Source organism: Pseudomonas sp. NyZ480, assembly GCF_029537255.1.
GTDB classification, from domain to species: domain Bacteria; phylum Pseudomonadota; class Gammaproteobacteria; order Pseudomonadales; family Pseudomonadaceae; genus Aquipseudomonas; species Aquipseudomonas taiwanensis.
On sequence record NZ_CP120626.1, the window covers coordinates 3576698 to 3597231 of the forward strand.

Sequence of the window (20534 nt, forward strand, 5' to 3'; positions counted from 1 at the left end):
ACTTTTATATATCTGTAACCTTTGCGGAACTTATTCCGCACCGTTGAACTCGAAGGAACAAGTCACTTATTCCACCAAGGAGAAACACCCCCATGCGTAAACCTTTTGCTTTTGCTCTGATGCTGGCTGCTGCCATGGGCCTGGCTGCTTGCGATAAAGCGAGCGAAGACAAAGCCCAGGACGCACAGCAACACGCCGAGCAAGCCCAGGAAAAAATGGGCGAAGCTCAGGATAAGATGAACGAGGCTGCCAAGGAAAACGCCGAAGCCGCCAAAGATCAGGCCGAAGCTGAGCAGAAAGCTGCTGAAGAAGCCGCTCCTGCCACCCCGGCTCCAGAAGCTGCGCCTGCTACCCCGGCCGAACCTGCCAAGCAGTAATCGGTCCCAACAAAAAAACCCGACACTGTCGGGTTTTTTTGTATGTATCTTTTATGGATTAAACGTTTCAGGCACTGGTAGTGGAACTTTCTTTACCCACTTCTACCGGGGCGCTTTCCGTCGGCGTGAATACCATCACTTCCAATACATCGGAATGAAACTCTCGACGGTACAGAATCAACACAACCCCCACACTCATGACCATGAATAACCACGGGCTGATGAACCAGCTGAGCATGGCCATGCCGAAGTAGTAAGAGCGCAGACCAAAGTTGAACTGGTTGGCCGCCAGCGACAGCACGCGTGCGGCACGCGAAGCAAACGCCTTTCGCTCCAACTCGTTGACCAGGCGCTCACCGATCATCGGTGCCGAGCCGACGAGTACGGCGGCAAAGTTGTACTGGCGCATGCACCAACTGAACGTGAAGAATGCATAGACGAACACCATCGCCAGGCATAACAGTTTGATTTCCGACATGCCTTGCGATGTCTGCTGGACCAACGGCAGGTCGGCCAGCAACGACAGCGCCCGATCCGACGCCCCGAGCACCGTAAGGATGCCGGCCAGGATGATCAGCGTACTGGAGGCGAAGAACGAGGCATTGCGCTCAAGATTGCCGATCACACTGGCGTCCGCGATACGGTTGTCACGCAGCAGCATGCGGCGCATCCAGTCCTCGCGATACAAATGCAGGACACTGGCCAGGCACGCCGTATCACGGCCCTTCCAGATGGCGTAACGGGTATAGCCTCCCCAACACAGGGCAAACCAGCCGATGGCCAGCAGGTTGTAGATGTTGCTTTGAATGAAGTTCATGCAGAGTTCCCGAACGCCAGGTGCACAAAGAATAGAGACGGCATTTCGACGCCTGCAAGCCCGGAAAGGCACACCGTCGGGTCAAAATGTTTTTCTGCCGATGCCACTCGATGCAAACAAAAGCCCCGCATCCTCTCGGACACGGGGCTTCAGGTCTGGGCCTCTGGCAACACCCTATGGCTTGTGGCCGGTGCCGCGATCAGGCTTCAACACATCAGGCCAGCGCCTCGCGCGGCTTGCCCAGCATACGGTCGCAGACCACGGCGCCTGCCAGGGTCAGGACCGAAGGCACCAGCCAGGCCATGCCCTCGTCGCTGAACGGCAGGTGAGCCATGAAGTCCGGCAGTACGTGGGCGATGCTGCTGCCTTTGATTGCATCGACGATACCGAACACCAGCGATACCAGCATGACCGGCGCCAGGATGCGAGTCGGCGAATTCCACAGATCCTTCACGAAGCTCAGGCCTACCACCACGATGCACGGTGGGTAGATCGCGGTCAGCACCGGGATCGAGAACATGATCAGCTTGGTCAGGCCAAGGTTGGAGATCAGCAGCGAGAAGCCCGCCAGGATCACCACCAATGCACGGTACGACAACGGCAGAATCTGGCTGAAGTACTCGGCACACGCACAGGTCAGGCCGACCGCGGTCACCAGGCACGCCAAGGCGATCAACACGGCCAGGAAACCGCTGCCCAGCGAGCCGAAGGTGTGCTGCACATAGGCGTGCAGTACCGCCGCACCATTGGTGGCGCCCGCCGCGATCTCATGACTGCCCGCACCCAGGCGGAACAGGCTGACGTAGACCAACGCCAGGCCGACACCGGCGATAAGGCCCGCAATGATGGCATAGCGAGTGATCAACTTAGGCGACTCGACACCACGCGAGCGAATGGCGTTGACGATCACGATACCGAACACCAACGCACCGAGGGTATCCATGGTCAGGTAGCCATCGGAGAAGCCTTTGGAGAACGCGGCAGCGGCATAGGCGGGCTGCGCCTCACCGATGGTGCCGGCCGGCAGCGCGAACGCGGCGATGCCCAGCACCGCCAGGGCAATGATCTTCAGCGGGGCGAGGAAGCGGCCGACCGTGTCGAGCAACTTGCCAGGGTACATGGACACGGCCAGTACCACCACGAAGTACACCAGGCTGTAGATGAACAGCGCCATGGGGCTTTCACCGGTCAGCGGCGCCACGCCTACTTCGAACGACACTGTCGCGGTGCGCGGGGTGGCGAACAGCGGGCCGACCGACAGGTAGCAGACGGCTGCCAGCAAGCCACCGAAGAACTTGCCGATCGGGCTGCTCAGCGCGTCCATGCCACCACCGACCTTGGCCAGGGCAACCACGGTGATCACCGGCAGGCCAACCGCTGTAACCAGGAAGCCCAGGGCCGCCATCCATACATGCGGACCCGACTGCAGGCCGACGATGGGCGGGAAGATGATATTGCCGGCGCCTACGAAAAGCGCAAACGTCATAAAGCCAAGCGCCAGGATATCCTGGCCTTTTAACACTTTCATTTTAAGGAAGTACCACACTGCTGAAATCGGGATTCGAGAGGGGATTTCCCAATGGGTGAGGGAAATGCTGCCCGGCTTGGTAGGCCAGACCCGTTTAGCGTGTCGTTCCCTTTTGGGGTACGGGCACAGAGTGAGCGCGTAGATTAACCGTTTTACCGGGCAAACGCACTGATACAGTGCTGCTTGTCCGATGTGCGTATGTGTTTGTCGTCTGGATATCTGTCTCAGGCGATAATTTATTGCTGAATCGGGCAAATGTCTGGTGGAAAAACCTGATCGAGGCGATCGAATTTTCCGCACCGAGAAAAGACCTCCCCCTCATAACGACAAAGGCCACCCGAAGGTGGCCTCTGTGCGCGTGGGGGGTAAAGCGTATTACTTCTTCATTTCCCAGCCAGTCAGCTCGGCCAGGGCCTTGCCGATGTCAGCCAGGGAACGCACGGTTTTCACACCTGCGTCCTGCAGGGCGGCGAACTTCTCGTCCGCAGTGCCCTTGCCGCCGGAAATGATGGCGCCAGCGTGACCCATGCGCTTGCCCGCAGGAGCGGTAACACCAGCGATGTAGGAAACGACAGGCTTGGTGACGTTGGCCTTGATGTAGGCAGCAGCCTCTTCTTCAGCCGAACCGCCGATCTCACCGATCATGACGATCGCTTCGGTCTGCGGGTCTTCCTGGAACAGCTTCAGGATGTCGATGAAGTTCGAGCCTGGGATCGGGTCGCCGCCGATACCGACGCAGGTCGACTGGCCGAAGCCGGCGTCGGTGGTCTGCTTGACCGCTTCATAGGTCAGGGTGCCGGAACGGGAAACGATACCAACCTTGCCTGGCAGGTGGATGTGGCCTGGCATGATGCCGATCTTGCACTCGCCCGGGGTGATGACACCTGGGCAGTTAGGGCCGATCAGACGTACGCCCAGCTCGTCGCACTTGACCTTGGCGTCCAGCATGTCGAGGGTAGGGATACCCTCGGTGATGCAGACGATCAGCTTGATGCCGGCGAAGGCAGCTTCCAGGATCGAGTCTTTGCAGAACGGAGCCGGAACGTAGATCACCGAGGCTTCGGCGCCAGTGGCTTCGACAGCGTCCTTGACGGTGTTGAACACCGGCAGGCCCAGGTGGGTAGTGCCACCCTTGCCCGGAGTAACGCCGCCAACCATCTTGGTGCCGTAGGCGATGGCTTGTTCGGAGTGGAAAGTACCCTGCGAGCCAGTGAAGCCCTGGCAGATGACTTTGGTGTCTTTATTGATCAGGACGCTCATTACTTGCCCTCCGCAGCTTTGACAACTTGTTGAGCAGCGTCGGTCAGGCTGGTGGCCGCAATGATGTTCAAACCGCTTTCTGCCAGTACTTTAGCGCCCAGTTCGGCGTTGTTGCCTTCGAGGCGAACGACGACCGGAACCTTAACGCCTACTTCTTTCACTGCACCGATGATGCCTTCGGCAATCATGTCGCAGCGAACGATGCCGCCGAAGATGTTGACCAGAACGGCCGCGACATTGCTGTCCGACAGAATGATCTTGAACGCTTCGGTCACGCGCTCTTTGGTGGCGCCGCCGCCAACGTCCAGGAAGTTGGCTGGCTTGCCACCGTGCAGGTTGACGATGTCCATGGTACCCATGGCCAGACCGGCACCGTTGACCATGCAGCCAATGTTGCCTTCCAGGGCTACGTAGTTCAGTTCGAACTTGGCAGCGTGGGCTTCACGGGCGTCGTCTTGCGACGGGTCGTGGAAGGTCTTCAGCTTAGGCTGACGGTACATGGCGTTGGCATCGATGTTGATCTTGGCATCGAGGCAGTGCAGGTCGCCGTCGGCCTTGATGACCAGCGGGTTCACTTCCAGCAGGGCGAGGTCGTGATCCTTGAACAGCTTGGCCAGACCGACGAAGATCTTGGCGAACTGTTGAACTTGCTTGCCTTCCAGACCCAGCTGGAACGCCAGCTCACGACCCTGGAACGGCTGAGCGCCGACCAGCGGATCGATGGTAGCCTTGAGGATCTTCTCAGGAGTTTCGTGAGCGACTTTCTCGATGTCCACGCCACCTTCGGTGGAGGCCATGAACACGATACGACGGCTCGAGCGATCGACGACAGCGCCCAGGTACAGCTCTTTGGCGATGTCAGTGCAGGATTCGACCAGGATCTTGGAAACTGGTTGACCGTTGGCGTCAGTCTGGTAGGTCACCAGATTCTTGCCCAACCACTGCGCAGCGAACGCCTTGGCGTCTTCCTTGCTGCGAACCAGCTTTACGCCGCCCGCTTTACCGCGACCGCCAGCGTGGACCTGGGCTTTGACGACCCACTCCGAACCGCCGATCTTGTCGCAGGCTTCTGCAGCTTCTTCAGGGGTGTCGACAGCGAAACCCTTGGAAACTGGCAGGCCGTATTCAGCGAACAGCTGCTTACCCTGATACTCGTGAAGATTCATGCTTTTTACCGTCTTCGTTAGGTACTGCGCTTCGGCGCTGCGCCATTGCTGGCGCCGCACCACCTGTGACCGTTAACCCCGGGTTATCCCATGTAGTTCGGTCCGGCGGACGTTCCGCGGTGAGTCATGCACGCAAGACTCACGACGGGCAGCCCGCCGTGGTTTCTTATAATTAACGCTTCTTACGGTTGGCCACGTGAATGGCGCCGCCATTCACTGCCAGCGCTGCTTCATGCAGCGCTTCGGACAGGGTCGGATGGCTGAAGACCATCATGCCCAGATCCTCGGCACTGGTGCCGAATTCCATCGCGATTGCGCCCTGCTGTACCAGTTCGGCAGCCGATGGGCCAATCACGTGCACGCCCAGGACGCGGTCGGTCTTGGCATCGGCGATGACCTTGACGAAACCACCGGTGTCGTTGGCTGCCATTGCACGGCCGCTGGCCGCGAACGGGAAGGTGCCTACGTTAACCTCAACACCCTCGGCCTTCAAGGCTTGTTCGGTCTTGCCGACCCAAGCGATTTCCGGGTGGGTGTAGATGACCGATGGAATCAGGTCGTAATTCATCTGGGCTTTGTGGCCCTTGATGCGCTCGACGACCATGATGCCCTCTTCCGAGGCCTTGTGTGCCAGCATCATGCCGCGCACCACGTCACCGATGGCATAGACGCCAGGAACGCTGGTGGCGCAGTAGTCGTCGACGAAGATGTAGCCACGCTCGTCGATGTTCACACCGCAGTCAGCCGACAGCAGGTCGGTGGTCACAGGACGACGGCCGACCGCGACGATCAGCTTGTCGAAGGTGATCTTCTGCTCGCCGTTGGCGTCGGTGTAGGTCACTTCGACTTCGTTGCCGTTGACTTTCGAGCCGGTGACGCGAGCGCCCAGCTTGATGTCCAGGCCTTGCTTGGTCAGGGTCTTCTGGGCTTCTTTCGAGACGGCGGTGTCGGCAGCCATCAGGAAGGTGTCCAGGGCTTCCAGGACGGTGACTTCAGCGCCCAGGCGAGCCCAGACCGAACCCAGTTCCAGACCGATGACACCGGCGCCGATCACGCCCAGGCGCTTAGGCACAGCTTGGAATTCCAGGGCGCCGGTGGAGTCGACGATGACGTTCTGGTCGACCGGAGCCGGCGGAATGTCGATCGGACGCGAGCCAGAGGCCAGGATCACGTTTTCGGCTTCGATGACTTCGGTGGTGCCGTCAGCCTTGGTGACTTCGACTTTCTTGCCAGCCAGCAGCTTGCCGTGGCCCTGGATCGAAGTGACGCCATTGGCCTTGAACAGCGTGGCAACGCCACCGGTCAGGTTCTTGACGATGCCAGCCTTGCGGCCAACCATCGCGGCGACGTCCATCTTCACTTCACCCGTGGAGATACCGTGGACGTTGAAGCTCTCTTTGGCTTCCTTGTATTTCCAGGAGCTGTCCAGCAGCGCCTTGGAAGGAATGCAACCTACGTTCAGGCAGGTGCCGCCCAGGGCCAGCTTGCCCTCGGCGTCGGTGTACTTCTCGATACAGGCAGTCTTCAGACCAAGTTGTGCGGCCTTGATGGCAGCCACATAGCCGCCAGGACCTGCACCAATTACCACTACGTCAAATTTCTGGGTCATAAAAGATTCCTTATCAGCTACAAGCTACAAGCCGCGAACCGCGCGGCCCTGCTTCTCTCGAAGCCGGGGCCGAACGGTAAGCAGCCAGAGGGTTAGATGTCCAGCAGCAGGCGAGACGGATCTTCCAGCAGGTTCTTGATGGTCACCAGGAAGGTGACCGCTTCCTTGCCGTCGATCAGGCGGTGATCGTAGGACAGTGCCAGGTACATCATCGGGCGAATGACCACTTGGCCGTTGATGGCCATCGGACGCTGGATGATGTTGTGCATGCCGAGAATCGCGGCCTGCGGCGGGTTGACGATCGGGGTCGACATCATCGAGCCGAAAGTACCACCGTTGGTGATGGTGAAGGTGCCGCCGGTCATCTCTTCGATGGCCAGCTTGCCGTCACGGGCTTTCTTGCCGAAGGTGGCGATGCCGTTCTCGATTTCAGCCAGGCTCATCGACTCGGCGTTACGCAGGACCGGAACCACCAGACCACGGTCGCTGGAGACGGCAACGCCGACGTCAGCATAGCCGTGGTAGACGATGTCGTTGCCGTCGATCGAGGCGTTGACGGCCGGGAAGCGCTTCAGGGCCTCGGTGGCAGCCTTGACGAAGAAGGACATGAAGCCCAGGCGCACGCCGTTGTGGGTCTTCTCGAACAGGTCCTTGTACTTCGAACGCAGGGCCATGACTTCGGTCATGTCGACTTCGTTGAAGGTGGTCAGCATGGCCATGCTCGACTGGGCTTCGACCAGACGCTCGGCGATCTTGGCACGCAGGCGGGTCATCGGTACACGCTTCTCGGTGCGGTCGCCAGCAGCGACGACGACCGGAGCAGCGGCAGCGGCAGCCGGCTTGGCAGCCGGAGCAGCGGCAGGAGCCGACTTCTTGTTGGCAACTGCGGCAACTACGTCTTCCTTGGTGATGCGACCGCCTTTGCCGGTGCCGGCAACGGTAGCCAGGTCGATGCCGTTCTCTTCAGCCAGCTTGCGTGCGGCAGGTGCGGCGACCGGGTCGTCTTCACCCGCATCGGCTGCAGCGGCGGCAGGGGCAGCGGCGGCGGCCGGAGCAGCAGCCGGAGCGGCGGCGGCAGCGCCACCTTCAACGATCGAACCCAGCACTTCGTCGGACAGGACGGTGTCGCCCTCGCCCTTGACGATGGCACCCAGCACGCCGTCGGCGGTGGCCAGGACTTCCAGGACCACCTTGTCGGTTTCGATGTCGACGATCAGCTCGTCACGCTTGACGGCGTCGCCCGGCTGCTTGTGCCAGGTAGCAACGGTGCCGTCGGCGACCGATTCCGGGAAGGTTGGGGCTTTGATCTCGATAGCCATTATCAGTGTTTCCTTAAATTCGGTTTCGTGTGCGCGATGGCGTTAGACAGTGAAGGCGTCTTGCAGCAGTTTTTCCTGCTGTTCGGCGTGCTTCGATGCGTAACCACAAGCGGGTGCGGCGGAAGCGTCGCGACCTGCGTATTCCAGAACCAGTGCCTTGTTGTGGCGGCCCAGGATACGGCGCATGTGGTGCTGGCTGCTGTACCAGGCGCCCTGGTTCATCGGTTCTTCCTGGCACCAGACCGCATGCTTGAGGTTGGTGTACGGCGCCAGGATTTCCACCAGGTCATCCTCAGGGAACGGATACAGCTGCTCGATACGCACGATGGCGATGTCTTCGCGGCCTTCGGCACGGCGTTTTTCCAGCAGGTCGTAGTAAACCTTGCCACCGCACAGAATCAGGCGCTCGACCTTGGCCGGATCGAGGTTGTCGATTTCCGGGATCACGGTCTGGAACGAGCCTTCGGCCAGGTCTTCCAAGGTCGACACGGCCAGCTTGTGGCGCAGCAGCGACTTCGGTGTCAGCACGATCAGCGGCTTGCGCAGCGGACGAATGACCTGACGACGCAGCAGGTGGTAGATCTGGGCTGGAGTGGTCGGTACGCAAACCTGGATGTTGTGCTCGGCGCACAGCTGCAGGTAACGCTCCAGACGCGCGGAGGAGTGCTCCGGGCCCTGCCCTTCATAGCCGTGTGGCAGCAGCATCGTCAGACCGCACAGACGGCCCCACTTGTGCTCGCCACTGGTGATGAACTGGTCGATCACCACTTGCGCACCGTTGGCGAAGTCACCGAACTGGGCTTCCCAGATCACCAACGCGTTCGGCGTGGTGGTCGAGTAGCCGTATTCGAAGGCCAGAACGGCTTCTTCCGAAAGGAAGGAGTCGTACAGCTCGAACTTCGGCTGGCCTGGGAACAGGTTCTTCAGCGGTACGTAGGTGCTGGCGTCCTTCTGGTTGTGCAGCACTGCATGGCGGTGCGAGAAGGTGCCACGGCCGATGTCCTGGCCGGTCATACGGATTGGGTGACCTTCGAACTGCAGGGTGGCGTACGCCATGGTCTCTGCGTAACCCCAGTTGATCGGCAAGCCACCGGCCTGCATCTTCTGGCGATCTTCGTAGATCTTCGCTACCTGACGCTGAACCACGAAGCCTTCCGGCAGCTCCAGCAACTTGGCCGACAGCTCCTGCAGGGTCTTGAGGTCGAAGCGGGTGTCGTGACGCGCGGTCCAGGCGTGGCCCAGGTACGGACGCCAGTCGACGAACAGCTCGCGGTTCGGCTCCTTGACCAGGCTCTTGACCACGTGCAGACCGTTGTCCAGGGCGTTGCGGTACTCGTCGACCTTGGCCTGAGCGCGCTCGGCGTCGATGCGACCAGCCTGAATCAGGGCATCCGCATACAGCTCACGGGTGGTGCGCTGCTTGCTGATCTGCTGATACATCAGCGGCTGGGTACCGTTCGGCTCGTCGGCCTCGTTGTGGCCGCGACGACGGTAGCAGACCAGGTCGATGACCACGTCACGCTTGAACTGCATGCGGTAGTCGATGGCCAGCTGGGTCACGAACAGCACGGCTTCCGGATCGTCACCGTTCACGTGCAGGATCGGCGCCTGGATCATCTTGGCGACGTCGGTGGCGTACTCGGTGGAACGCGAGTCCAGCGGGTTGCTGATGGTGAAACCGACCTGGTTGTTGATCACGATGTGCACGGTACCGCCGGTCTTGAAACCGCGGGTCTGCGACATCTGGAAGGTTTCCATGACCACGCCCTGACCGGCGAACGCAGCGTCACCGTGGATCGAGATCGGCAGAACCTTGTCGCCCACGGTGTCGTTACGACGGTCCTGACGGGCGCGCACCGAACCTTCCACCACTGGCGAGACGATTTCCAGGTGGGACGGGTTGAACGCCATGGCCAGGTGAACTTCGCCACCGGGGGTCATCACGTTGGAGGAGAAGCCCTGGTGATACTTCACGTCACCGGAGCCCAGCTCGTTCATCTTCTTGCCTTCGAACTCGTCGAACAACTCGCGCGGGTTCTTGCCGAAGGTGTTCACCAGGACGTTCAGACGGCCACGGTGGGCCATGCCGATCACAACTTCCTTGGTGCCATAGGAGCCGGAACGCTGGATCATTTCGTCCAGCATCGGGATCAGGCTTTCACCACCTTCGAGGCCGAAACGCTTGGTGCCCGGGTACTTGGTGCCCAGGTACTTCTCAAGGCCTTCACCGGCGGTCACGCGCTCGAGCAGGTGAGCCTGCACGTCGGCGGAGAATTCCGGACGACCGCGGACGCTTTCCAGGCGCTGCTGGAACCAGCTGCGCTGCTCGGAATCGACGATGTGGGTGAACTCGGCGCCAATGGTGCGACAATATGTCTTCTGGAGCGCCTCGAAAATTTCACGTAGGCTCGCTTCCTCTTTGCCGATGAACAGGTCGCCGGCACGGAAGGTCGTATCAAGATCGGCATTGGTCAAGCCGTAGTGATTGATCGACAGGTCTACGGGCGCAGGGCGCTGCCACAACCCCAAGGGGTCGAGCTTGGCAGCCTGATGGCCGCGCATACGATAGGCCTGGATCAGTCGCAGAACTTCAACCTGCTTCTTCTCGTGTTCACTGCTCACGCTCCCGGCGGACACCGGTTGGGCGCGGCGCTGGTTCTTTGCCAGCAGTACGAAATGGTCGCGGATTGTCGAGTGCGATACATCAGTAGCGGTGCTGCCGTCGGCGGGCAACTTCTGGAAGTAAGTGCGCCACTCTTCTGGCACAGCGTTAGGGTCGTGCAGGTAGAGCTCATAAAGCTCTTCCACATATGCAGCGTTACCACCTGAAAGGTGGGCGCTTTCCCACATGCGCTGCATCACGCTTTCTTGCATGCTTGGTCACCCTCGGTTAGGGGACTGATCGGCGAGAGCCACAGCAAACCTGGAAAAGTCCGAACACAGCGACTGAACCACGCCACCTGGATCCTGCTGATTTTCCGGGTACCAGCCCGGAAGCCCCTGCTGGTCTCATATCTTCATAGGTAATGAGCGCGGGCTTTTTGAGCCCTTGCTCGGGTTTTACCTCAGTGCGGGCTCACCACCCGCACCTCGGCTTACTGCAGGTACAACGTTTGGATCAGGTGCCGCTTTGCAGCAGCATGTTACGTACGTGACCGATCGCCTTGGTTGGGTTCAGACCCTTCGGGCAAACGTTTACGCAGTTCATGATCCCGCGGCAGCGGAATACGCTGAACGGGTCATCCAGGGACGCCAGGCGCTCCTGAGTCTTGGTGTCACGGCTGTCAGCCAGGAAGCGATAGGCCTGCAGCAAAGCGGCGGGACCCAGGAACTTGTCCGGGTTCCACCAGAACGAAGGACAGGAGGTCGAGCAGCACGCGCACAGGATGCACTCGTACAGACCGTCCAGCTTGTCACGCTCTTCCGGCGACTGCAGACGCTCGATGGCCGGAGCCGGAGTATCGTTCTGCAGGAACGGCTTCACCTTCTCGTACTGCTTGTAGAAGATGCTCATATCGACGACCAGGTCACGGATAACCGGCAGACCTGGCAGCGGACGCAGAACCAGCTTGTTACCTTTTACGACAGAGGACAGCGGCGTGATGCACGCCAGGCCGTTCTTGCCGTTGATGTTCATGCCGTCGGAACCGCAAACGCCTTCACGGCAGGAGCGACGATAGGAGAAACCTTCGTCCTGCTCCTTGATCAGTGCCAGTACGTCCAGGACCATCAGATCCTTGCCACCGGTGTCGACCTGGAAGGTCTGCATCTTCGGTGCCGAATCGGTGTCCGGGTTGTAACGATAAACTTCAACTTGCAACATGGCGGCCACCCTTAGTAAGTCCGGACTTTTGGTTCGAAGGCCGGTACGGTCTTCGGCGCGAAGTTGACTGCACGCTTGGCAACGCGCTTCTCACCCGGGTAGTACAGGGTGTGGCACAGCCAGTTCTCGTCGTCACGGTCTTCGAAGTCTTCACGGGCGTGAGCGCCGCGGGACTCTTTACGGGCTTCGGCCGCGATGGCGGTAGCTTCAGCAACTTCCAGCAGGTTCTGCAGCTCCAGCGCTTCGATACGCGCGGTGTTGAAGGCCTGGGACTTGTCGTTGATCTTGACGTTGGCGATGCGGTCACGCAGACCAGCCAGCTGCTCGATACCCTTCTGCATGTATTCGCCAGTACGGAACACACCGAAGTAGTTCTGCATGCAGCTCTGCAGCTCGCGCTTGAGGCTGGCGACGTCTTCACCGGTGGTGCGCTCGTTCAGCTTGCTCAGGCGGTTCAGTGCAACATCGACGTCGGTGTCGCTGGCATCGCGGTACTCGACGCCTTCGGTCAGCGCCTTCTCCAAGTGCAGACCGGCAGCGCGGCCGAATACCACCAGGTCGAGCAGCGAGTTGCCGCCCAGACGGTTGGCACCGTGAACCGATACGCACGCCACTTCACCTACGGCGAACAGACCTGGGATGATCTGGTCGTTGCCTTCGGCATCCATGGTGATGGCCTGGCCGTGGATGTTGGTGGCGATGCCGCCCATCATGTAGTGGCAGGTCGGGATGACCGGTACCGGCGCGACCACAGGGTCGACGTGGGCGAAGGTCTTGGACAGTTCGCAGATACCTGGCAGGCGGCTGTGCAGCACCTCCTCGCCCAGGTGGTCCAGCTTCAGCAGTACGTGGTCCTTGTTCGGGCCCACGCCATTGCCGGCGATGATTTCCTTGACCATGGAACGGGCGACCACGTCGCGGCCAGCCAGGTCTTTGGCGTTCGGCGCATAACGCTCCATGAAGCGTTCGCCGTGGGCGTTGATCAGGTAACCACCCTCACCGCGGCAACCCTCGGTGACCAGTACACCGGCACCGGCGATGCCGGTCGGGTGGAACTGCCACATTTCGATGTCCTGCACCGGCACGCCAGCACGCAGAGCCATGCCCACGCCGTCACCGGTGTTGATCAGGGCATTGGTGGTGGAGGCATAGATACGGCCTGCACCGCCAGTGGCCAGTACGGTGGCCTTGGACTTGATGTACAGGGTTTCGCCGGTTTCGATGCAGATCGCGATCACACCCACGAACGCGCCGTCTTGGTTCTTCACCAGGTCAACGGCGTAGTATTCGTTGAGGAAGGTGGTACCGGCTTTCAGGTTGCCCTGGTACAGGGTGTGCAGCAGCGCGTGACCGGTACGGTCGGAAGCGGCGCAGGTACGGGCAGCCTGGCCACCCTTGCCGAAGTCCTTGGACTGGCCACCGAACGGACGCTGGTAGATACGGCCGGTTTCGGTACGCGAGAACGGCAGACCCATGTGGTCCAGCTCGAAGACCGCAGCCGGGCCTTCCTGACACATGTATTCGATAGCGTCCTGGTCACCGATGTAGTCGGAGCCCTTGACGGTATCGTACATGTGCCAGCGCCAGTCGTCGTTCGGGTCGGCCGAAGCGATCGCACAGGTGATGCCACCCTGGGCGGAAACGGTGTGCGAACGGGTCGGGAACACCTTGGTGACCACGGCAGTCTTGTGACCGCCTTGCGCCAGCTGCAGCGCTGCGCGCATGCCGGCACCGCCGCCACCGATGATGATGGCGTCGAAGGAAATAGTAGGAATGCTAGCCATGGATCAGATACCCCAGAGAATCTGCACACCCCAGACGAAGTAAGCGAACATCGCAACGCCGCATACCGCCTGGAACAGGAAACGAATCGCAGTCGCCGACTTGCCGAACGACATCGGCGTCAGGTAGTCGGTGGCGATGGTCCACATGCCGACCCAGGCGTGAGCGCCCAGGGCAACGAGGGCCAGCAGACTGAAGATCCGCATCGCGTTGTTGGAGAACAGACCGTGCCACTGGGCATAGTCCATGCCTGGGTGAACAACGATGTACCCGATCAGGAACAGGAAGTAAGCCGCGAGAACGACCGCCGAGACGCGCTGCGCCATCCAGTCATAGAGGCCCGAACGCGACAGGTTCGTGACATTGGTTACCATACCCAAACTCCCACCAGAACGATCACCACCACGGAGATGACAATCACGATTTTCGAGCCCAGCTTGCCGCCTTCCAGCGTCTCACCGATGCCCATGTCCATGATCAGGTGGCGTACGCCTGCCACCAGGTGATACAGCAGGGCGGACAGCAGGGCCCAGGTCACCAGTTTGGCCAGCGGGCTGGTCAGACACGCCTTCACCTCGCCGAAGCCTTCCTCCGAACCCAGCGACTTGCCCAATGCATAAAGCATGATGGCAAGGCCCAGGAACAGGATGACGCCGGAGATACGGTGCAGAATGGACGTGTACGCGGTGATTGGGAGCTTGATGGTCCTTAGGTCTAGGTTTACAGGTCGTTGGCTTTTCACGGCTTTTTTCACACTGAAGAGCCCCTAGCGAATCAGGGCAAAGTTGTTGGTAAGTGTACTGGTCAGGTACCCACCACCCAGGGAACGGCGACCCCCAGCAAATCAGGCTTGCAAGCCCTTGGCGGTCGGGTGCCGAGTATAGACAGTTAGGCTGCTTATGACAACGTGACGGGGTAGCCCAAATAGCGCATTGCCTTTAGCGAGCAAAAGGCGTAAATGGGCGAGAATTTCGAGAAAAATCAGGCCTCAGAGCCGCTTTCAACCAGCCTTTAGGCAAATTGACATTCGAATTTATCCCTCTATAGTGGTGCGGGCCCTGCGTGGGGGGTCTGTCTGATGATTTCAAGCATTAATAGGAGGCCACATGGCTGACAAAAAAGCGCAGTTGGTCATCGAGGGCGCTGCCCCCGTCGAGCTGCCCATTTTAACCGGCACCGTTGGTCCTGATGTAATCGACGTCCGCGGGTTGGGGGCCACTGGTCACTTCACCTTCGACCCTGGTTTCATGGCGACTGCCTCGTGCGAGTCGAAGATCACCTACATCGATGGCGACAAGGGCGTGCTGCTGCACCGCGGCTACCCGATCGAACAGCTCGCCGAGAAATCCGACTACCTGGAAACCTGCTACCTGCTGCTCAACGGCGAGTTGCCCAACGCCGAGCAGAAGGCCCAGTTCGTCAGCACCGTCAAGAACCACACCATGGTTCACGAGCAGCTGAAGTCCTTCTTCAACGGCTTCCGTCGCGACGCTCACCCGATGGCGGTGATGTGCGGCGTGGTAGGCGCCCTGTCGGCGTTCTATCACGACTCGCTGGACATCAATAACCCGCAACACCGCGAAATTTCCGCGGTGCGCCTGGTCGCCAAGATGCCGACCCTGGCCGCGATGGTTTACAAGTACTCCATGGGCCAGCCCATGATGTACCCACGCAACGACCTGTCGTACGCAGAAAACTTCCTGCACATGATGTTCAACACCCCGTGCGAGATCAAACCGATCAGCCCGGTGCTGGCCAAGGCAATGGACCGGATCTTCATCCTCCATGCCGACCATGAGCAGAACGCTTCCACTTCCACCGTCCGTCTGGCCGGCTCTTCCGGCGCCAACCCGTTCGCCTGTATCGCCGCCGGCATTGCCGCGCTGTGGGGCCCGGCGCACGGCGGTGCCAACGAAGCCGTACTGACCATGCTCGATGAAATTGGCGATGTTTCGAACATCGACAAGTACATCGCCAAGGCCAAGGACAAGAACGATCCGTTCAAGCTGATGGGCTTCGGTCACCGCGTCTACAAGAACCGCGACCCGCGCGCCACCGTGATGAAGCAGACCTGCGACGAAGTGCTGAGCGAACTCGGCATCAAGAACGACCCGCAGCTGGAACTGGCCATGCGCCTGGAAGAGATCGCCCTGACCGATCCGTACTTCATCGAGCGCTCGCTGTACCCGAACGTCGACTTCTACTCGGGTATCATCCTGAAGGCGATCGGCATTCCGACCAGCATGTTCACCGTGATCTTCGCCCTGGCACGTACCGTTGGCTGGATCTCGCACTGGAAGGAAATGCTCTCCAGCCCGTACAAGATCGGCCGTCCGCGCCAGCTGTACACCGGCCACGAGAAGCGCGACATCGTCGACCTGAAAGACCGCAAGTAAGCCCCCTGGCCGAACGCAAAAAGGCTGCCCTCGGGCAGCCTTTTTCATTGCAGATCCTGCGACCACCTCACAGAGGCGGCACCAAAGCCTCAGTGCTTCTCAGCCCGCTCGCGCAAGTTCTTCAGCGTATTGAACGGCGCCTCCACCACGAACTTGTTGGCCACCATTGCAGGCACACTACCACCCGGCTCAGTGTGCACCTGGTAGGTCACTTCTGTGCTGTCTCCCTTGGGCACCAGCTTCCAGAAGCCCTCGACCTTCGCCACCCGCACGAAGCCCTTCTCCTCGGGCACGTAGGTCGGCTCTCCCACCAGTTTGCGCACCACACTGCCATCAGCCTCCTTGGCGGTGGTCACATGCAGCACCGAATCGCGCGGCGTCACCGGCCAGGGAGTATTGAACTGGGTGTAGGTCCAGATCTCGCCACCTTCCTGCTTGAGCAGCTTCTGCAACTTGCACTCATGCACCCAGGCACAGGCGCCTACCACATCTTCCTGCAGCGCCTGCACCTTGGCCAACGGCGCCTTGATCAGGGTCACGCCACGATAGGCCTTGTACTTGGAGCCTGCCACTTCGCTCAGGGACACCTTGATCCCCTCCTCGTCCTTGGCCACCTGCCAGTCTTCAGCCCAGGCAACCGGCGCCAACAGAACACTCACGCCACACAGCAGTGCAATACGCTTCAATGATCTCATCATGCTTATCCTTGTTGTCGAAGATCCCGCTTGTCACGCCGCCGTCATCTGCTCCAGCCAGCCCAGAATCCTGATCGCTTCGTCACGACTCTGCCCACATACCTCGGGTTCTGCCCGGAAGCCACCGCAAACTGCCGGACGCTCGGGCTTGCCGAACAGGTCGCAGAGATTTTCCGTGGTCAGGTGCAGGCAGCGCTCGCCTGCCGGCTTGCCTTCAGGCATGCGCGGCATCGGCGAACTGATGGATGGCGCGATGCAGCAGGCACCGCAACCCTCACGGCAATTCATGGCTATTCACCGACATCAGGACTCCCTGGAACAAAACGGGACGAACGTCCCTGGATAGTAACCGCTCAAACAGACGTTTGAAATTGCTGGCCGGATGAAATCTGCGATGACCCGGCAGTCAGTTACACGAAGCTACTGACGAAACTCGAAGTCGATCGCCGCCCCTTCTACATCGCGGCGGCTGTCGTTGCGCAACTGAAGCTGCATTTCGTTGTTGATCAGCCGACCATTGAGCTGGAAAGGGCTGTCATCGTCCTGGGGCTTCTCGCTGAACATTGCTGGCAGCAAAGGTTTGCGCCTGACCGGCGCCTTGCCGACATCCGGCTCGAGGTTCTTGACCATGTCGGCAGGCAAACTCAAGTCCAGCTTGGTCTCCGGCAGCGGCTGGCGAACCGCTTTGCTGATCGATTTGTGAGCCGACCTGGCCTTGGACTTGGCCTGCGCTTCGCGCTTGACGGCAGGCTTGGCCGACTTGTTCGCCACCGACTTGTGACTGACCTTGCCCTTCACCGCCGGCGCCTGACTTGCCGGCTGTGCAGCCTCGACCCCACCGACAGGCAGAAAAAGCGGCAGAACGCACAACGACAGGGCAAAGCAGCGCAACAGTTTCATGGATTCGACAGGCAGGCCGGAAAGGTGCGTATGCTCTCTGTTCCGCGAGCGCCTGACAAGCCTACAAAAGCGCGCTCGTCGTCTCCCTGCACAATTGCTGGGCCAACAACCCGAGCGTGATCACCGCCCGCTCGGCCTCCTTGTTCCACGGAATGCCGCAATTGAGCCGGATACAGTGGTTGAACTGCTCGGTATTACTGAAGATAAGGCCTGGCGCGATACTGATGCCCTGCTCCAGCGCTCGCACATGCAACTCCTGGGTATTGACCCGCCCCGGCAAGCTCACCCACAGAATGAAGCCGCCTGTCGGACGGGTCATCTGGGTGCCTTCGGGGAAGTGCTGCTGCACCGCCAGTTGGTAGGCACTGAGGTTCTTGCGATACTCCTGGCGGATATAGCGCAGGTGCCTGTCGTACCCGCCGTTTTCGAGGTAGGCCGCCACACCCATCTGGGTCACGCTGCAGGCCGAGTGCGTGGTGAAGGTTTGCAGGCGCTGGATCTCGTCCTGATAACGCCCCGCCACCATCCAGCCAACCCGCACACCCGGCGACAGCGTCTTGGAGAAACTCGAACAGTAGATGACCCGATCAAGCCTATCGAATGCCTTGAGCGCCTTGGTTCGCCCCTGCTCGAACATGAGTTCGCCATAGATGTCATCTTCGACGATCTGGATATCGAAATCGGATGCCAGGCGCAGGAGCTGTTTCTGCCGCTCCTCGGGCACCGTTCCGCCCAGGGGATTGCTCAAGCGTGCGGTCAGCACCAAGGCCTTGATCGACCATTGGTTGGCCGCCAGTTGCAGCGCCTCGAGGCTGATGCCAGTCGAGGGGTCGCTGGGAATTTCGATGACCTTCAACCCCAGCAGGTCCGCCAGCTGCAACAGACCATAGTAGGTCGGCGACTCGGCCGCGATCAGGTCGCCAGGCCGCGTCAGTACCCGCAGCGACATCTGCAGCGCATCCACGCAACCATGGGTGACGATGATCTCGCGCGGGTCGACCAGCACACCGGCATCACGCATGCGAATGGCGATCTGCCGACGCAGCGGCTCGAACCCTGGGCTGAACATGTAGCTGAACGCCCGGGGACTGTGGAAGCGGGTGACCTTGGCGATCTGCTGATGCAGGGCCCGAACCGGCAGGTAGTCGACATGGGGCACCGCTGCCCCGAAGGGGAACACGCCATCACGACGCGCCTCGGTCAGCACCTGCTGGATGATACTGGCACGGGTAACCAGCCCCGGACGCTCGACCCGTGCAATGTCTGGGGTCTGCGCCGTCAGTGCGGGGGTCTGGTGGACATAGTAGCCCGACTGCGGCCGGGCACGAATCAGGCCCTGGTCTTCGAGATTGGCATAAGCCTGCAGCACCGTGGCGTGACTGACGTTGAGCTGGGCGCTCATCTTGCGCACGGACGGCACGCGCTCACCCGGTTGATAGACACCGCGACGGATGTCATCGGCCAGTTGCTGGGCGATACGCTGATACAGCAGCAGGTTGGTCATGGCGATATCTCGACGCTCGGACGGGCTCGTTGTTCTTATGCTGCAATCTGGCAGCAGAGCATACCGTAACAGTTGCCAAGTGTACTGGGACAGATTGCAGAATAGCCAACATTACTGCGGCGTGACAGTGCCCCTGATCGCCGGCAAGCCGCCCCCACATGAGGGTCGACGTGCCAGCGATCAGATCAAAGGGTCAACGGGCGGGTGCCAACTTGCCTTTGTCATCGGAGAACACGATCTCGACGCGGCGGTTCTGCGCCCTACCCCGCTCCGACGCGTTAGCCTCGATCGGATACTGGTCGCCGTAGCCCAGCACTTCGAGGCGCTTCTCGTCGATGCCCAGATCGACCAGCATGTCGGCCACCGCCTGGGCACGATCGCGTGACAGCTTGAGATTGTCTTCAGGCGCTCCGGTGCTGTCGGTGTAACCTTCGATGCGCACCACGCGCCGCGGGTTCAGCTGCAGGAACTGGACCAGCTTGAGCACCGTGCGGCTGGCGGAGTTCTTCAGGTCGGCACGGCCGGTATCGAACAGCACGTCGCCCAACGTCATCACCAGGCCACGGTCGGCCTGCTCGGACGCCATTGCGGCAATCTGCGCCTCGACCCACTTGCCCTGCTGCTGAACGCTGGCGAGTTTGGCTTCGCGCAGGGCCAACTGAAGGCGCTGACGCTCCAGGTCGAGCTTGGCGATGCGCTCCTGGTTCAGTGCAAGCTTGGTGTGCTCGCGGGCGATTTCGCTATAGCGCTGGCTCAGGTAAGCGTAGTGACGCACATCGGCACCGGTGCCGATGTAGCTGGACAGCCGTTCGGCGCGGGCCAACGATTCACCGGCTCGGATCACGTCACGCGGTGCACTGCGCAGCACGTCGGAGTCATCCTTGACCTTCTGGAATGCCGAACTGGCTTCATCCAGCGCAACCTCGCTGCGATGGCTGGCACAACCTTGCAAGCCAGCAGACAACGCCAGCACCATCAGGACGGACACGGGCTTGAGGCGCATCATGGCTGCACCTCCAACTGCTTGCGCAGGCGCTTGACGCGCGACTGCAAGCGTTCGAGTTGCTCATCGCTTTTCTGGTTCAGCACCCGCGCCTCGGCCAAACGCGCATCCAGCTCGGATTGTTCGGCGCGCATGCGTGCATCGCGATAATCCTCGGTCAGCATGTTGGTCTTGGCGCGAGCCAACTTGTCTTCGGCCATCTTGAACTCTGGCACCTGCTCGGTAGCGCCAACGGCCTTGGCCTGCTCCAGCGCTTGCTCGGAAAGACGCATCTGCTCATTGGGCGCCGGATCGTTGGCGCAGCCGGCCAAGCCAAGCATGGCCAGGGCAAGGATCAGTGGTTGGGTTCTCACGC

General features: G+C 60.5%; 19 protein-coding genes. 2 read left to right on the forward strand and 17 right to left on the reverse strand.

The window, feature by feature from the left end; genetic code table 11:
* Positions 1-92 precede the first annotated feature (92 nt).
* Positions 93-377 carry a hypothetical protein gene (locus P3R38_RS16545; RefSeq protein WP_023381347.1) on the forward strand — a complete coding sequence of 95 codons (285 nt, stop codon included), beginning with the start codon at positions 93-95 and terminating at the stop codon, positions 375-377.
* Positions 378-444: 67 nt separating this feature from the next.
* Here the strand turns inward: P3R38_RS16545 and P3R38_RS16550 are convergent, their stop codons facing one another.
* The 11 genes from P3R38_RS16550 to sdhC all read right to left on the reverse strand — a co-directional run bounded on the left by P3R38_RS16550 (position 445) and on the right by sdhC (position 14435).
* Positions 445-1194 carry a DUF599 family protein gene (locus tag P3R38_RS16550; RefSeq protein WP_023381348.1) on the reverse strand — a complete coding sequence of 250 codons (750 nt, stop codon included), beginning with the start codon at positions 1192-1194 and terminating at the stop codon, positions 445-447.
* 214 nt (positions 1195-1408) lie between these two features.
* Positions 1409-2722 carry a branched-chain amino acid transport system II carrier protein gene (gene brnQ, locus P3R38_RS16555; protein ID WP_023381349.1) on the reverse strand — a complete coding sequence of 438 codons (1314 nt, stop codon included), beginning with the start codon at positions 2720-2722 and terminating at the stop codon, positions 1409-1411.
* Between the two features lie 375 nt (positions 2723-3097).
* On the reverse strand, positions 3098-3982 hold the full coding sequence (sucD, locus tag P3R38_RS16560) for a succinate--CoA ligase subunit alpha (protein ID WP_023381350.1): 885 nt from the start codon (positions 3980-3982) through the stop codon (positions 3098-3100).
* Positions 3982-5148: an ADP-forming succinate--CoA ligase subunit beta gene (gene sucC / locus P3R38_RS16565; protein WP_023381351.1), complete on the reverse strand. Its 1167-nt coding sequence runs from the start codon at positions 5146-5148 to the stop codon at positions 3982-3984. Before sucC ends, sucD begins: the two co-directional genes overlap by 1 nt.
* Positions 5149-5320: 172 nt before the next feature.
* Positions 5321-6757, reverse strand: a complete 1437-nt coding sequence (gene lpdA, locus P3R38_RS16570; protein ID WP_023381352.1) for a dihydrolipoyl dehydrogenase — start codon at positions 6755-6757, stop codon at positions 5321-5323.
* A 92-nt stretch (positions 6758-6849) separates the two neighbouring features.
* Positions 6850-8076 carry a 2-oxoglutarate dehydrogenase complex dihydrolipoyllysine-residue succinyltransferase gene (odhB, locus tag P3R38_RS16575; protein ID WP_027908202.1) on the reverse strand — a complete coding sequence of 409 codons (1227 nt, stop codon included), beginning with the start codon at positions 8074-8076 and terminating at the stop codon, positions 6850-6852.
* 42 nt (positions 8077-8118) lie between these two features.
* Positions 8119-10950, reverse strand: a complete 2832-nt coding sequence (locus P3R38_RS16580; RefSeq protein ID WP_023381354.1) for a 2-oxoglutarate dehydrogenase E1 component — start codon at positions 10948-10950, stop codon at positions 8119-8121.
* Positions 10951-11194: 244 nt separating this feature from the next.
* The gene (locus P3R38_RS16585; protein ID WP_023381355.1) at positions 11195-11899 is read right to left on the reverse strand and encodes a succinate dehydrogenase iron-sulfur subunit; all 705 of its coding nucleotides are present in this window, start codon (positions 11897-11899) and stop codon (positions 11195-11197) included.
* Between the two features lie 11 nt (positions 11900-11910).
* Complete coding sequence (sdhA, locus tag P3R38_RS16590; RefSeq protein ID WP_023381356.1) at positions 11911-13683, reverse strand: succinate dehydrogenase flavoprotein subunit; 1773 nt, start codon at positions 13681-13683, stop codon at positions 11911-11913.
* A gap of 3 nt (positions 13684-13686) precedes the next feature.
* Positions 13687-14055: a succinate dehydrogenase, hydrophobic membrane anchor protein gene (sdhD, locus tag P3R38_RS16595; protein WP_023381357.1), complete on the reverse strand. Its 369-nt coding sequence runs from the start codon at positions 14053-14055 to the stop codon at positions 13687-13689.
* Positions 14049-14435 (reverse strand): succinate dehydrogenase, cytochrome b556 subunit, encoded by a 387-nt coding sequence (sdhC, locus tag P3R38_RS16600; RefSeq protein ID WP_077068487.1) that lies wholly within the window; start codon positions 14433-14435, stop codon positions 14049-14051. The genes sdhD and sdhC overlap by 7 nt, the downstream gene beginning before the upstream one ends.
* Positions 14436-14787: 352 nt before the next feature.
* On the opposite strand from sdhC, the gene gltA reads away from it, so the two are divergent.
* Positions 14788-16077: a citrate synthase gene (gene gltA, locus P3R38_RS16605; RefSeq protein ID WP_023381359.1), complete on the forward strand. Its 1290-nt coding sequence runs from the start codon at positions 14788-14790 to the stop codon at positions 16075-16077.
* A gap of 89 nt (positions 16078-16166) precedes the next feature.
* On the opposite strand, the gene P3R38_RS16610 is transcribed toward gltA, so the two are convergent.
* The 6 genes from P3R38_RS16610 to P3R38_RS16635 form a co-directional block, all read right to left on the reverse strand.
* Positions 16167-16772, reverse strand: coding sequence for an START domain-containing protein (locus tag P3R38_RS16610; protein ID WP_023381360.1), 606 nt, complete (start codon positions 16770-16772; stop codon positions 16167-16169).
* A 33-nt stretch (positions 16773-16805) separates the two neighbouring features.
* On the reverse strand, positions 16806-17060 hold the full coding sequence (locus P3R38_RS16615) for a YkgJ family cysteine cluster protein (protein WP_023381361.1): 255 nt from the start codon (positions 17058-17060) through the stop codon (positions 16806-16808).
* A gap of 132 nt (positions 17061-17192) precedes the next feature.
* Positions 17193-17672 (reverse strand): hypothetical protein, encoded by a 480-nt coding sequence (locus P3R38_RS16620; protein WP_277686432.1) that lies wholly within the window; start codon positions 17670-17672, stop codon positions 17193-17195.
* Positions 17673-17733: 61 nt separating this feature from the next.
* A complete protein-coding gene (locus P3R38_RS16625; protein ID WP_023381363.1) occupies positions 17734-19176 on the reverse strand; it encodes a PLP-dependent aminotransferase family protein in 1443 nt (480 codons plus the stop codon).
* Between the two features lie 193 nt (positions 19177-19369).
* A complete protein-coding gene (locus P3R38_RS16630; RefSeq protein ID WP_023381364.1) occupies positions 19370-20182 on the reverse strand; it encodes an OmpA family protein in 813 nt (270 codons plus the stop codon).
* Positions 20179-20532 (reverse strand): DUF4398 domain-containing protein, encoded by a 354-nt coding sequence (locus tag P3R38_RS16635; RefSeq protein ID WP_023381365.1) that lies wholly within the window; start codon positions 20530-20532, stop codon positions 20179-20181. Before P3R38_RS16635 ends, P3R38_RS16630 begins: the two co-directional genes overlap by 4 nt.
* Positions 20533-20534 lie beyond the last annotated feature (2 nt).

Excerpts from the sequence above, each read along its gene's own strand:
- P3R38_RS16620 (WP_277686432.1), bottom strand. The coding sequence starts at position 17,672 with ATGAAACTGTTGCGCTGCTTTGCCCTGTCGTTGTGCGTTCTGCCGCTT.
- P3R38_RS16550 (WP_023381348.1), bottom strand. The coding sequence starts at position 1,194 with ATGAACTTCATTCAAAGCAACATCTACAACCTGCTGGCCATCGGCTGG.
- sucC (WP_023381351.1), bottom strand. The coding sequence starts at position 5,148 with ATGAATCTTCACGAGTATCAGGGTAAGCAGCTGTTCGCTGAATACGGC.
- sucD (WP_023381350.1), bottom strand. The coding sequence starts at position 3,982 with ATGAGCGTCCTGATCAATAAAGACACCAAAGTCATCTGCCAGGGCTTC.
- sdhA (WP_023381356.1), bottom strand. The coding sequence starts at position 13,683 with ATGGCTAGCATTCCTACTATTTCCTTCGACGCCATCATCATCGGTGGC.
- P3R38_RS16610 (WP_023381360.1), bottom strand. The coding sequence starts at position 16,772 with ATGAGATCATTGAAGCGTATTGCACTGCTGTGTGGCGTGAGTGTTCTG.
- gltA (WP_023381359.1), top strand. The coding sequence starts at position 14,788 with ATGGCTGACAAAAAAGCGCAGTTGGTCATCGAGGGCGCTGCCCCCGTC.
- P3R38_RS16625 (WP_023381363.1), bottom strand. The coding sequence starts at position 19,176 with ATGACCAACCTGCTGCTGTATCAGCGTATCGCCCAGCAACTGGCCGAT.
- P3R38_RS16580 (WP_023381354.1), bottom strand. The coding sequence starts at position 10,950 with ATGCAAGAAAGCGTGATGCAGCGCATGTGGGAAAGCGCCCACCTTTCA.
- P3R38_RS16615 (WP_023381361.1), bottom strand. The coding sequence starts at position 17,060 with ATGAATTGCCGTGAGGGTTGCGGTGCCTGCTGCATCGCGCCATCCATC.
- P3R38_RS16545 (WP_023381347.1), top strand. The coding sequence starts at position 93 with ATGCGTAAACCTTTTGCTTTTGCTCTGATGCTGGCTGCTGCCATGGGC.
- lpdA (WP_023381352.1), bottom strand. The coding sequence starts at position 6,757 with ATGACCCAGAAATTTGACGTAGTGGTAATTGGTGCAGGTCCTGGCGGC.
- P3R38_RS16630 (WP_023381364.1), bottom strand. The coding sequence starts at position 20,182 with ATGATGCGCCTCAAGCCCGTGTCCGTCCTGATGGTGCTGGCGTTGTCT.
- odhB (WP_027908202.1), bottom strand. The coding sequence starts at position 8,076 with ATGGCTATCGAGATCAAAGCCCCAACCTTCCCGGAATCGGTCGCCGAC.
- sdhD (WP_023381357.1), bottom strand. The coding sequence starts at position 14,055 with ATGGTAACCAATGTCACGAACCTGTCGCGTTCGGGCCTCTATGACTGG.
- brnQ (WP_023381349.1), bottom strand. The coding sequence starts at position 2,722 with ATGAAAGTGTTAAAAGGCCAGGATATCCTGGCGCTTGGCTTTATGACG.
- P3R38_RS16585 (WP_023381355.1), bottom strand. The coding sequence starts at position 11,899 with ATGTTGCAAGTTGAAGTTTATCGTTACAACCCGGACACCGATTCGGCA.